The following is a 12469-nucleotide window of genomic DNA, read 5'->3' as shown; positions in this document are numbered from 1 at the left end:
GTTGGTGCCGCCCCTAACGCCAAAGGAGACATCATGCGCTTACTTGTGGTTGAAGATGATCATGTGCTGGCCGACGGGCTTGTGGCAGGGCTGAGGATCGCGGGGTTTGCGGTGGATCAGGTCGCCACGCTGGAGGATGCGCGCCATGCGCTGGCCGGCATTGCCTATGCCGCGCTCGTGCTGGATCTGATGCTGCCGGACGGTAGCGGGCTGGATCTGGTGGCCGAACAGCGCAGGCGGCACAATCAGGTGCCGATCCTGCTATTGACCGCCCGCGATCAGGTGGCCGACCGCGTGGCAGGGCTGGATTGCGGGGCGGATGACTATCTGGGCAAACCTTTCGAGCTTGACGAACTGGCCGCGCGGTTGCGTGCGCTGATGCGCCGCTCGGACGGGCGGGCCGAAGCGCAACTGCAGGTGCAGGGGCTCTGTCTCTTTCCGGCCGAGCGGCGTGCGGTCTATCTGGACCGCGAGCTGTCCCTGTCGCGGCGCGAATATGCGGTCTTGCTGGCGCTGGCCGAACGCCCCGGGCGGGTGCTGGCGAAATCCGATCTGGAGGACCGGCTTTATGGTTGGGGGGAAGAGATCGAGAGCAACGCAGTCGAGGTGCATATCCATCATCTGCGCGCCAAGCTCGGGCGCGGGTTCATCGAAACCCTGCGCGGCATCGGTTACCGTATCCGCCCAGAGGAGGGCCGGTCATGTCGATAAAGCTCCGGTTGTTCCTGATCCTTACGGCCTCGACGCTGATCGTCTGGTTCTCGGCGGTGGTCTGGATCGAACATGTCACCCGTGCGCAGGTGGAAAAGGTGCTGGACGCGCGGTTGATGGAAGCGGCGCGGATGGTGGCCTCTTTGGTCGAGAGCAGCGATATGCGCAGGGGTGACAGCGCTCAGGCGCCGCCAGCACTGTCGAGGGGGGCACAGGCGACGGGGGGACAGGCGGCGGGGGCACTCCTGACGGGAGCGGGGTATACGCAGCAGCAATTCTGCCAGATCTGGTCGCTGAGCGGGCAGATGATCGGACGTTCGGAAGATGCGCCGGACGGGCGGCTTCTGTCCTTTGACCAGACCGGCTTTCACGATGTGACCAGTCAGGGCAAGGCGTTGCGGGTCTATGCGATCGTCAATCCCGATCTGCGGGTGCAGGTGACGGTGGGCGATAGCCTCGAGATGCGGGACCGGCTGGTGCATGGCGTGGTGGAAGGTCTGGCCCTGCCTGCCTTGGTTGTGCTGCCCCTGATGGGCGGGCTGATCTGGTGGTCGACAGGGCGTGGGCTAAAACCGCTGGAACGTCTGGCCAAGGCGCTGGGGCACCGTCATATCGATGATGCGGGCCAGATCCCGCAGCAACCCGCCACGCCGCGCGAAATCCGTCCGGTGATTGCCGCGCTGAACGATCTTCTGGCACGGCTCCATCGGGCGCGACGGCGCGAGAAGGATTTTGTCAGCTATGCCGCGCATGAGATGAAGACCCCCTTGGCGGGGCTGAAGATGCAGGCCTATGTCGCGCGCCATGCCCCTGACGAGGCCGCGCGGCTTCATGCTCTGCAGGCGATCGAGTATTCGGTGACCCGCACGGACCGGATGGTGCGGCAACTTCTGGATCTCGCGCAGATCGAGAACCGCCCGCTGGAACCCGCAGCACTGGATCTGGCGGCACTGGCGCGCGAGCAGATGATCTCGCTGACCGATATGGCGGATGCGAAAGGGGTGGGCTATGCCTTGGAGGCGCCCGAGCGGCCGATGATCCGCAGCGATGCTGTCCTGCTGGGGCTGGCCATCCGCAATCTGGTGGAAAACGCGATTCATGCCACAGCCGCCGGGGGGCAGATCGGCGTGGAGGTCTGCTTGCGGCCCGAGGGGGTTGAACTGGCCGTCTATGATGGCGGGCCGGGGCTGCCGCCGGAGCTGGCCGGAAGGATTGGCGAGAAATTCCTGCGCCCGTCCTCTGCTGGCAGATTGGGCAGCGGGCTGGGGCTGGCCATCACATCGGATGCTCTCGCGCTTCTGGGCTGTCGTCTGGTCTGCGCGCAGACGGCGCGGGGCCATAAGATGAGCTTCCTGCTGCCGCCCGCCCACTCCGGCGTCGGCCTCTGACCTCGGGTTTTGATCTCAGGCTCTGGATGTGGCGCGGGCGGCAAGGACCATGCCGCAGAATACCAGTGCCAACCCTGTCAGGAACAGAAGTGACAGCCGGTTTGCCAGCAGCAGCACCGACGCCGCAATGCCGATCAGCGGCACACCCAGCGTGACATTCGACATGGCGAATGCCGAGATGCGGCGGCCATAATCTGCCGCGATCACAAAGCACAAAGAGGTGGCAACAGGGCCGATAAAGACCAGCATCCCGACCAGAGACAGGCTCCAGCGGATCTGGCGGGGCGGGCCCTCAAGCCAGAAGGCCCCAAGACCAAGGCAGAGCGCCGCCAGCGCCATCTGCCACGGCGCAAGGGCCAGCGGGCTGCTGTGCCAGCGGTGACGGCGGATATGCACGATGACCCCCGACCAGCAGATCGCCCCGATCAGCAGGAAGCCCGCCCCCATGAAGGCATCGGGCTGCGTCCAGTCGGTTTCCAGCGGCGAACAGACCAGCGCGATGCCCGAAAGGCCAAGCCCCAAAGCGACAAGCTGGGCGCGGCTCGGGCGCTGGCGCAACATCACAGCGCCCAGAAACACGGTCCAGAGCGGGGTGGTATAGGCCAGCAGCACCGCATGGCTGGTATCGGTCACCGTCATGGCGATCATCCCGAGACCGGTGAACACGGTCATCTGCAACAGGGCGATGCTGAGCACGATCGGCAGGTCGGCGCGTTTGGGCCATGTGATCGCGCCCCGCACGGCCTGCACCGCAAACAGGCATAGGGCGGCAGAGCCGAAGCGGAATGTCGCCAGCCAGAGCGGCGGGATCTCTTGCAATGCCATCTGGGTCGCGGGCCAGCTGAGCCCCCAAAGCAGCACCATCATCCCCAGAGCGCCCCCTGTGCGCGACAGATCGGAGGGTGGAAACAGGCGAAGGGCTGGGGAACTGAGCATGGGATATCCGGCGTGACTGGTTCGGCCCATCTTTTCGTATCATCGCGGGTGAAGCTGTTCTTTCTTGCTGCGGAATGGCGGTTTATAGGTATATCTCACCGCTTATCTGCCAATGAGGGAAAAATTGAACCGCAAGCCCGAAGATCTGGATATGGCCAGCCTGCGCATTCTCGAGGCGCTGCAACAGAATGCGGAACTCAGCACGGCCGAGTTGGCCGCCCATGCACATCTGTCTGCCTCGCCCTGCTGGCGGCGGGTGGCCGATATGCGCGAGAAAGGGGTGATCCGTGGGTCGGTCGCATTGGTTGATCCGGTGAGCCTTGGCTTGCTGGTCAATGTGTTCGTGCATGTGACGCTGGAAAAGCAGGAGAAAAAGACGCTCAAGACCTTTACCGATGCCATCCGGAACCGGCCCGAGATCATGGAATGCTATCTGATGACCGGTTCCGAGGATTTCATGCTGCGCGTCGTGGTCGAGGATCTGTTGCGCTATCAGGATCTGGTGATGAATTTTCTTACCCAGATCCCCGGTGTGGCCAATATCCGCTCCAGCTTCGCGCTGGATCAGGTGAAATACACCACCGCGCTACCGACCAATCACCTGAAGACCTGAGCGTTATTGTGCAGCCAGTTGCGGCTCTGGTTCCGGTTGGGGGCGGCGCACCCATGCCGAATAGTCGCCGCCCTCCGGCAGGGCACGGGCACGGGCGCTGATCTCGGCACTGGCGCGGCGGGCCTGCATCGAAGGGGCGGGGTCCAGCACGCCCAGACGGTCGAGATATTCGGGCAGGCGTCCCGAGAAAATCAGATCGCTGCCCAACGGCAGGTCGGCATCCAGCGTCTTGGCCAGCCGGTAGACGGTTGTCGTGCAGTTTGCGGTGATCGTATTGTAGAAGGCAGGCTTTTCCTCAAGCTGTTGCGCCAGGTCGATATAGGACAGGAACAGCGTGCGGCGTTGTGCAGCGGTCAGGTTCACAGGATAGAGGCTGACCGTTTCCTGCCGGTAATTCGTGCGCAGCTTGACGATATCCTCTTCGGTGGCGGCAATCAGCACCATTTCGAACTGCCGGAAGAACCCGCCCAGCTCATTGAAACTTTCACCGGCCTCGCGGCGGATTTCGACAGAGAAGGCGACCTCGCGCCCGTCGGCAAAGCCGAAACTGACGATGAGATGGGCGATATCGGGATTGTCCCAGACCGATGTCAGCATATCCACCCGTTCAAGCTGGGTCAGGTCATATTCCTGCGTGATCCAGCGCGGTGTCGCGGTGTCGCGGGTTTTCCAGTCGAAATCGCGGATATTGGCCAGTTGGACCAGATCGCCGTCGCGGCGGGCGATCACCCCGCGCGATACCTCCGGAGCCCAGTCGCGGTCCTGACGGGGCAGGATCGTGCTATACCATCCGGCCATGATGCAGGCCGCGGCCAGAAAACCGGCATAGGCCCAGCGTTTGCGCCATAGGCGCAGCCCCCAGAGACCGCAGGCGGCCCCGCCCAGAAGACAGAGCGCGGCCACCCGCAGCGGTCCGTCCAGATGGAACCAAAGGGCGCAGGCGCTCCAGCCGGTGGCAGCCAGAAGAACAAGGCTGAAACAGATGATACGAAAGGTTTTGAGAAAGAAGATCATGGGAACCACCATCGGCTGGAGCAAGCCACCAGCCCGTTGACGGGCCGGCAGCTATCGGGATCAATCGTGTTGCGAGCTTTCGGACAGCAGGCGCTCGGTGCGGGCATCCTCGAGCTTGTTATAGATCCGGTCGGCTTCTTCCTTGTCGCGCAGGGCTTTGGTGATCGAGGCGGTCGAATAGACCAGCATGATGGCCGCCATGCTATAGAACCCTTTCGCGGCAAAGCTGGCCTCAAGGGAGTAAATCCCGCCAGCCATCATGATCGCGGCCAGAGCGAAGTTGAAATAGGTGAAGTAGTTCCAGGCTTTCGAAGCATGCGGGATGTAATTGTTCATGGGTCTGTTCCTTCGGGAATAAGGGTTATTGGGCTTTGGCTTTCAGGCGGTCAAGGACCGCCGAGGCCGAGGATTTCTGGGCAGGGCCACAGCCTGCGGCGGCCAGCCTGTCGCGGGTGCTTTCGGCCTCGTTGGGCAGCGACAGCGCGGCAAGGGCGGTTTCGGTGCTTTCGGTCAGGGACTGGCGGTCCTGCAGACGCTTCAGCGTCGCTTCGGCTTCGGCGATCGAGGAGACCACACCGGCAGGGGCCGCGCCACGCAGGCGTTGGGTGCGGTCGGTGGCCTCGGCCAGTTGCTTGCCGCGTTGCAGGGCGCGCAGGCGCTGTTCCGCAAGCGACATCTCTTCCCGCAATTTCCGGATCTGCGCGGTATAGGTCGCAATCGCCTGCTGGCTGACGGCGCGCTCCTCTTCAAGCTGGGCAATCACCTCGGCGGCCTCTTGCGCCAGATCCAGCTTGTCTTGGGCCAAAGCCGCACAGGCACGGGTTTCCAGATCGGCCAGTTGCGCTTCGATCCGTTCGGCATTCGTTTTCTCGCGCTCGGCATAGGCCATCGTCACCGCCACAGAGCGCTTGGCGGCCTCCAGCCCCTGGGTCGCATCGCGCAACTGCTGGCGCAGGATGGACATGGCATTGGCATCGCTCAGGGCTTCGGCCGCATCATGGCTGCGGGCGCGAACGAGCGTACTGATAAATTTGAACATCGAAGACCTCGTTTCTTTCTTATCTGACGCGGGGTGCGCCGTGGGGCGCGTTGACTTGCATTCGTTTTTCGTTATGAACGCTGTTCATGAGGACCATTTACGAGAGTCGTGAACGATGTTCAAGCCCTTTTGTGAACGTTGTTCAAAAAAATTCGAGGACCTATGAACAAAGACGCAAAACGTGAAGATCTGAAGCAGCGCCTGATCACAGCCGCCGAAGACCAGATCAGGGAGCATGGTCTGGGCGGGCTGAAGGCTCGGGCCGTAACCGCACAGGCGGGATGTGCTTTGGGGGCGCTATATAATGCGGTGGAAGATCTCGACATGCTCGTGCTGCACGTCAACTCCAAGACGCTGGCGCGTCTGGGGCAGGAGCTTGCGCAGGCGGTGCGGCCCGATATGACGGCCAAAGCGGCTCTTCTGGCTCTGGCGCATGCCTATGTGGCCTTTGCCACGCAGAATGAACGGCTGTGGATTGCGCTGTTCGAGCATCGTCTGCCCGAGGGGCGCGACATCCCCGACTGGCACAAACAGGACCACGAGCAGTTGATCGCGCAGATCAACGGCCCGCTGTCGCAACTGGTGCCGGGACTGAGCGGCGATCAGCTCTCCATGCGTGGGCGCACCCTTTTTGCAGCAGTGCAGGGGGTGGTGCATCTGTCGTTCAAGGGGCGGTTCGTCGGCGTCCCGCGCGAGCATCTGCAATCCGAAGTGGCGGCTTTGGTGACCGCGCTGGTCGGGTAGGGCATCTTTCCGGCCCCTGCATTTTGTGGCCCTGCATCCTGTGCGCCCGTTCCGGCGGGCGCGCTTCTAGCCTGCTACATGGGTCAGCAGCAGCGAGCTTTCCGAGTTGATCACCCCGGGCACCTCGCGAATCGCACGTAGCACCTTGTCGAAGGACACAAGGGTATCGGTGCGGATATCCACCACCAGATCCCATGCCCCGTTGGTTGACCATACGGTGCTGACGCCGTTGATCCGCGAGAGCGTATGCACAACCTGCCGCGACATGCGGCCTTGCAGCTCGACCATCGTGATGGCGCGCACCCCGCCTTCCACATCCACATCGGTTTCAATGGTAAAACGGCGGATGCGCCCGCTGGCCTTGAGGCTGTCAAGCCGCGCCTTCACCGTGGTGCGCGACAATCCGGTGACCTGCGCAAGCTCGGTAACCGACATGCGTGCATTGTCGCGAAGGGCGGAGATCAGCGCGTGGTCGCTGGCCGAAATATCCGCCCCGAGGATGTCACCATTTTTTCGTAAACTCGTCATTATGCCCATCAGTATTTTCAAAATGATCAGATATACTTTCTATATGGTCAATTTAATTGTCAAATAAGATATTTTCCTGTGCATGATTTACAAAAGATTTGACGAAGAGGGGACGAGACAATGTCCAGAACCTGCGCCATCCTTGGCGCGCCGATTGAAACAGGCGCATCGCAGCGCGGTTGTCTGATGGGGCCTGCAAGCCTGCGGACTGCCGAAATCGATTCCGAGCTACGCGCGCTTGGTTGGGATGTGACGGATCTGGGCGATGTCACCATTGCGCCGGTCGCACCGCAGACCCATGCCAATCCGGCGCTGCACCATCTGGCCGAGACCTCGGCATGGATTACGGCCCTGCAGAAAGCGGCATTCGAAGCAGGCAAAGCCTGTGATGTCCCGATCTTTCTGGGCGGCGACCACTCGATGGCGGCAGGCACCGTGCCGGCTATGGCGCGTCGTGCCGCCGATGAAGGGCGTCCGCTGTTCGTGCTCTGGCTGGATGCGCATCCCGACATGCATACGCTGGCAACCACCGAAAGCGGCAACCTGCATGGGACGCCTGCGGCCTATTTCACGGCGCAGGAAGATTGCGAGGCCTATCCGGCTTTGGGCCATGCCGTTGATCCCGCCAATATCTGTATGATGGGGATCCGCTCTGTCGATCAGGCCGAGCGTGAGCGCATCAAGAAGATCGGTCTGGAAGTGCATGACATGCGCGCCATCGACGAAACCGGTGTGCTGCCGCCGCTGCAGGCCTTCCTTGAACGGGTGAAGGCGGCCAATGGTATGCTGCACCTGTCTTTCGATGTCGATTTCCTCGACCCGTCGATCGCACCGGCGGTCGGCACCACCGTGCCCGGTGGCGCCACCTTCCGCGAAGCGCATCTGATCATGGAAACGCTTTGCGACAGCGGGCTTGTGACCTCGCTCGATCTGGTCGAGCTGAACCCGTTCCTCGACGAACGCGGCCGGACGGCCGTGCTGCTATGTGATCTCACGGCGAGCCTGTTCGGCCGCCGCGTAATGGACCGTATGACAAGGAGTTTTGGCTGATGACACTCGCGCCTTCCGCATTGGCCTATGTGCCGTTCGTTTCCGTAGAAAATATGATGGGCCTCGTGAACCACATCGGAATCGAAGATTTTCTGAAAGAACTGGCCGTCTATATTGAAGAAGACTTCAAGCGCTGGCCGGAATTCGACAAGACCCCGCGCGTGGCATCGCATGTGCCCGGCGGTGTGATCGAACTGATGCCGACGGCAGACAAGTCGCTTTACGGCTTCAAATATGTCAACGGCCACCCCAAGAACACCAAAACCGGCCACCAGACCGTGACCGCATTCGGCGTTCTGTCGGAAGTCACGACGGGCTATCCGGTGCTGCTGACCGAAATGACGGTGCTGACCGCGCTGCGCACGGCAGCCACCTCGGCTCTGGTGGCAACCTATCTGGCCCCCAAAGACGCCTCGGTGATGGCAATGATCGGCAATGGCGCGCAATGCGAGTTCCAGGCGATGGCGTTCCGCGCGCTCTGCGGGATCAACACGCTGCGCCTGTATGACATCGATTCGAAAGCGACCGAAAAAGCGCAGCGCAACCTTGTGGCGCGCGGCTTCGAGGTGGTGACCTGCCGTTCGGCGCAGGAAGCTGTGGAAGGCGCGCATGTCATCACGACCTGCACCGCAGACAAACAATATGCCACGATCCTGACCGACAACATGGTCGGCGCGGGTCAGCATATCAACGCCATCGGCGGCGATTGCCCCGGCAAGACGGAACTGCATCGCGACATCCTGCTGCGGTCCGACATCTTTGTGGAATATCCCGAGCAAACGCGCATCGAGGGCGAGATCCAGGCCTTGGATGACGATTATCCGGTGACCGAGCTTTGGCAGGTCATGCGCGGCGAGATCCCCGGCCGTCGCGATGCGAAACAGCTGACGCTGTTCGATAGCGTGGGCTTTGCCATCGAGGATTTCTCGGCGCTGCGTTACGTGCGCGACAAGGTTGCGGGCACCGCGTTCTCCGAGCGCCTCGACATGCTGGCAGACCCCGATGATCCGCGCGATCTGTTCGGCATGGTCACGCGCGCCGAAGTGGCCCCCGCGAACTGAGCCTGCGCGCCCCGCACCCGCATCAGGGCGACATCCTGTACATGCGGTGAGGGGCGAAAGCGTTCACAACCTGCGTTGTCGCCTGAAATTTCCGGCTGCAACGCCCCGAAAAGGGCTGGAGGATTCCATCCTCGGGTCCTAAACCACAACAGCCCCGCAATAGGGGCGTCAGACAGGGGCCCGCCTTTCGGGCCTAGACAGGGAATTAGTCGATGATGCCAGACCTGCCCGAAGGGGCGCGCCTTCCCAAATTGTGGGAAGCGGTGTTCTCCTTGCTTTCGCTTACCGTCGGAATCGGTGTTTCAATCGTGCTCTACGGGCTCGACCCGCAAGTGCCCATGTTGCTGGGGGTCATTGCCGCCAGCCTGATCGGGGTGCGGGCAGGGTTCAAATGGCATGATATCGAACAGGGCATGGTCCGTGGCATCTCGAATGCCCTGCCCGCAATCATGATTTTGCTGGTCGTGGGGATCTTGATCGGCGTCTGGATCCTTGCCGGTGTGGTGCCGACGCTGATCTATTACGGGCTGACGGTGCTGTCGCCCAGCGTCTTCCTGCCCGCGACACTGGTGATCTGCTCGATCTCGTCACTGGCCACCGGTTCCAGCTGGGGCACGGCAGGGACCATCGGCGTGGCACTGATGGGGGTCGGGGCCGGTCTGGGCTTCCCGCTGCCCATCGTTGCAGGGGCCGTCCTGTCGGGGGCCTATTTCGGGGACAAGATGTCGCCGCTGTCCGATACCACCAATCTGGCTCCGGCGATGGCGGGCACCGACCTGTTCACCCATATCCGCCATATGACCTACACCACCGGCGTCACCATCACCCTGACGCTGCTGATCGAGATCGGTCTGGGCCTGCATTACAGCGCGACCGCCGTCGACCTGACCCGTATCCAGACCATTCTCAGCACGCTTGAACAGAACTTCACCATCTCGCCGATCCTGCTTCTGCCGCCGGTGCTGGTGATGCTGGTCAGCTATCGCAAACTGCCCGCCATTCCGGGGATTACGGTCGGGATTCTGGCCGGTGCCCTGTGCGGTGTCATTTTCCAAGGCGCGGATTTCGCGCATCTGATGACGGTCTCGTTCAACGGGTTCAGCGCAAGCACGGGGGTCGAGGATGTTGACAGCCTTCTCTCGCGCGGCGGGATGCAAAGCATGCTGTATACCGTGTCGATCATCCTCGTTGCGATGATGTTTGGCGGCGTGATGGAACGTACCGGCCAGATCCGTGTCGTGGCGTTGCATGTCCTGTCGCGGGCGAAATCGACCGGTTCGCTGATCCTGTCCACCGTTTTGACCGCAGTCGGCGCCAATCTGGTGCTCTGTGACCAGTATATGTCGATCGTGATCAGTGGCCGCAGCTATGCCGATGCCTACCGTGCCCGTGGGCTGGCACCGCAGAACCTGTCGCGCGCCATCGAGGATAGCGGCACGGTTACCTCGGTTCTGGTGCCGTGGAACTCCTGCGGGGCCTATCAGGCGACCACGCTGGGCGTTGCGACGCTGGCCTATCTGCCCTTCACCTTCTTCTGCTGGCTCTCGCCGCTGGTGACGGTGCTGTTTGGCTATATGGGCTGGACCATCACCCCGCTTGCCAAGGACGAGGCCGAGCCCGTTGCCGCCGAGGGCGCCGAGCCCGTGGCCGAGGAAGCCTGAGCAAGCCACGATCCGGTCAAACGGACGCAGAACAGGCGGGGATCTCCCCGCCTGTTCTCATTTGGGTTACTCTCATTCGGGCGGCGAGAGGCCCGAGACCCCTGCCTGAAGAGATAGGGCCCTTGCCGCACACCCGAGGCCCGTCACCGGAAGGGGCGGATATAAAATTGCGGACCCCGCTTCCGGCAGGGCCCGCAACTCGGGGAAAGGCAGGGAAGGCGGGCGGTCTAGCCCTGTGTGGTGATAAAGCTGCGCTGTTGATAGGCCTGCAATCCGGCCGGTCCCAATTCGCGTCCGATGCCGCTGGCGCGGAAGCCGCCCCACTGGCTTTGCGGCAGGATGATCTGTGGCGCGTTGACCCAGATATGGCCTGCGGCGATCTGGCTGGCTATCCGCTGGCCGCGCGCGGCGTCGGCGGTCACCACCGTCGCGGCCAACCCGAATTCCGTATCATTGGCCAGTGCGATGGCCTCATGCTCCGATGCGGCCTGCCGGACAGACAGGATCGGCCCGAAGAGTTCCGCACGCCAGAGGAAGCTGTCTGTCGGCACATCCGCATAAACCGTCGGCGCGACGAATTGTCCGGCCAGATCCTTGCGCGCGGCACCGCCGGTCAGACATCGCGCGCCTTCGGCCTTGGCGCGGGCGAAATGCTCCAGCACATGGCGGTATTGCGGCGCAGTGGTGATCGGCCCCATCTGTGCCCCGTCCGGCACGCCAAGGCGGCGCGCCCGCGCGCCCTCGACCACGGCATCAATCAGATCCGGCGCGATCGGAGCCTCGACGATCAGCCGCGAGGTGGCCGAACACATCTGGCCCGCATTCATGAAGATCCCGTCCAGCACCAGCTCTGCCGCCCGCGCCGGATCGGCATCGGCCATGACCACAATCGGGGATTTGCCACCCAGCTCAAGCGAGACCGGCACGATCCTGCGCGCGGCGGCTTCCATCACCTGCGCGCCCACGGGGTTCGAGCCGGTAAACGACAGTTTGGCAATCTGCGGATGGTCGCAAAGCGCCTGCCCGACCTCGGCAAAGCCCGTGAGAATGTTCAGCACACCGGAGGGCAGGCCCATTTCGGCCGCGATATCGCCATAGACCAGTTCGGCCAGCGGTGTCATCTCCGAGAGTTTCAGCACCACGCTACAGCCCGCAGCCAGCGCCGGGGCGATTTTCCATGCGCTTGTCACCAGAGGGAAATTCCACGGCACGATCAGCCCGACCGGCCCCACAGCATGGGCAAGCCCCCGCCCCGTCAGCCCGTCTTCCGACAGATCCTGCACAGGGGCGGGACTGTCCAGCGCGCGCGCCAGTCCCGCGTAATAGTCAAAGCAGGCCGCCGCATCGGCCAGATCCAGCTCGGCCTCGGCGCGCGGTTTGCCATTATTGCGCATCTGCAACGACACAAGCGCCGCATGGCGCGCCCGCAACCCTTGGGCAAAGCCCTCCAGAACCTGCGCCCGCGCAGCCCCTGCCAGAGACCGCCATGCGGGAAATGCCCGCGCGGCGGCGGCGCAGGCCATGCCGGTCTGATCACGATCAGCGGCACCAATACGGGCAAAGATCTCGGAGGTCGCGGGGTCCATCACCGCGATCCGTGCCTCGGCATGGCCTTCATGCCAGAGGCCATCAATGAAAAGCGGGCGGGGCCGGTGGGTAAGGTCGGTCATGCGTTATCGGTCTTTCGGGAAAAGGACGGGCGGCCCTGTGGCATCGCATCTGCC

At 62.8% G+C, this 12469-nt stretch carries 13 protein-coding genes; 7 read left to right on the top strand and 6 right to left on the bottom strand.

The genetic code is table 11. The features are described 5' to 3' along the window. Positions 1–33: 33 nt before the first annotated feature. On the top strand, positions 34–711 hold the full coding sequence (locus WDB88_RS16935) for a response regulator transcription factor (RefSeq protein ID WP_339109870.1): 678 nt from the start codon (positions 34–36) through the stop codon (positions 709–711). Continuing rightward, positions 702–2099 carry an ATP-binding protein gene (locus WDB88_RS16930; protein ID WP_339109869.1) on the top strand — a complete coding sequence of 466 codons (1398 nt, stop codon included), beginning with the start codon at positions 702–704 and terminating at the stop codon, positions 2097–2099. Before WDB88_RS16935 ends, WDB88_RS16930 begins: the two co-directional genes overlap by 10 nt. Positions 2100–2114: 15 nt before the next feature. Here the strand turns inward: WDB88_RS16930 and WDB88_RS16925 are convergent, their stop codons facing one another. Next, entirely contained in the window at positions 2115–3035 is a 921-nt protein-coding gene (locus WDB88_RS16925) for a DMT family transporter (RefSeq protein ID WP_339109868.1), read from the bottom strand. 151 nt (positions 3036–3186) lie between these two features. On the opposite strand from WDB88_RS16925, the gene WDB88_RS16920 reads away from it, so the two are divergent. Continuing rightward, the gene (locus tag WDB88_RS16920; RefSeq protein WP_330629634.1) at positions 3187–3648 is read left to right on the top strand and encodes an Lrp/AsnC family transcriptional regulator; all 462 of its coding nucleotides are present in this window, start codon (positions 3187–3189) and stop codon (positions 3646–3648) included. A 3-nt stretch (positions 3649–3651) separates the two neighbouring features. Here WDB88_RS16920 and WDB88_RS16915 read toward each other — a convergent pair whose 3' ends face one another. From WDB88_RS16915 to WDB88_RS16905, 3 genes are read right to left on the bottom strand one after another with little or no spacing between them, the layout of a single operon-like run. Further along, complete coding sequence (locus WDB88_RS16915; RefSeq protein WP_339109867.1) at positions 3652–4662, bottom strand: DUF4105 domain-containing protein; 1011 nt, start codon at positions 4660–4662, stop codon at positions 3652–3654. 60 nt (positions 4663–4722) lie between these two features. Next, positions 4723–4998, bottom strand: coding sequence for a YiaA/YiaB family inner membrane protein (locus WDB88_RS16910; RefSeq protein ID WP_330629310.1), 276 nt, complete (start codon positions 4996–4998; stop codon positions 4723–4725). A gap of 25 nt (positions 4999–5023) precedes the next feature. After that, complete coding sequence (locus WDB88_RS16905) at positions 5024–5701, bottom strand: PspA/IM30 family protein (RefSeq protein WP_330629309.1); 678 nt, start codon at positions 5699–5701, stop codon at positions 5024–5026. A 162-nt stretch (positions 5702–5863) separates the two neighbouring features. Between WDB88_RS16905 and WDB88_RS16900 the strand changes: the two genes are divergently transcribed. Further along, on the top strand, positions 5864–6445 hold the full coding sequence (locus WDB88_RS16900) for a TetR/AcrR family transcriptional regulator (RefSeq protein ID WP_330629308.1): 582 nt from the start codon (positions 5864–5866) through the stop codon (positions 6443–6445). A 66-nt stretch (positions 6446–6511) separates the two neighbouring features. Here the strand turns inward: WDB88_RS16900 and WDB88_RS16895 are convergent, their stop codons facing one another. After that, complete coding sequence (locus tag WDB88_RS16895) at positions 6512–6973, bottom strand: Lrp/AsnC family transcriptional regulator (RefSeq protein ID WP_330629307.1); 462 nt, start codon at positions 6971–6973, stop codon at positions 6512–6514. Between the two features lie 120 nt (positions 6974–7093). On the opposite strand from WDB88_RS16895, the gene rocF reads away from it, so the two are divergent. From rocF to nhaC, 3 genes are all read left to right on the top strand, one after another. Next, a complete protein-coding gene (gene rocF, locus WDB88_RS16890) occupies positions 7094–8023 on the top strand; it encodes an arginase (RefSeq protein ID WP_339109866.1) in 930 nt (309 codons plus the stop codon). Continuing rightward, positions 8020–9084 carry an ornithine cyclodeaminase gene (locus tag WDB88_RS16885; RefSeq protein WP_339110049.1) on the top strand — a complete coding sequence of 355 codons (1065 nt, stop codon included), beginning with the start codon at positions 8020–8022 and terminating at the stop codon, positions 9082–9084. The genes rocF and WDB88_RS16885 overlap by 4 nt, the downstream gene beginning before the upstream one ends. A 212-nt stretch (positions 9085–9296) precedes the next feature. After that, on the top strand, positions 9297–10745 hold the full coding sequence (gene nhaC, locus WDB88_RS16880; protein WP_339109865.1) for a Na+/H+ antiporter NhaC: 1449 nt from the start codon (positions 9297–9299) through the stop codon (positions 10743–10745). A 227-nt stretch (positions 10746–10972) separates the two neighbouring features. Here the strand turns inward: nhaC and WDB88_RS16875 are convergent, their stop codons facing one another. After that, a complete protein-coding gene (locus WDB88_RS16875) occupies positions 10973–12415 on the bottom strand; it encodes an aldehyde dehydrogenase family protein (protein WP_339109864.1) in 1443 nt (480 codons plus the stop codon). Positions 12416–12469 lie beyond the last annotated feature (54 nt).

It is taken from the genome of Thioclava sp. GXIMD4216 (assembly GCF_037949285.1).
GTDB classification, from domain to species: Bacteria; Pseudomonadota; Alphaproteobacteria; order Rhodobacterales; family Rhodobacteraceae; genus Thioclava; species Thioclava litoralis.
This window is presented reverse-complemented; position numbering and strand designations above follow the sequence as displayed.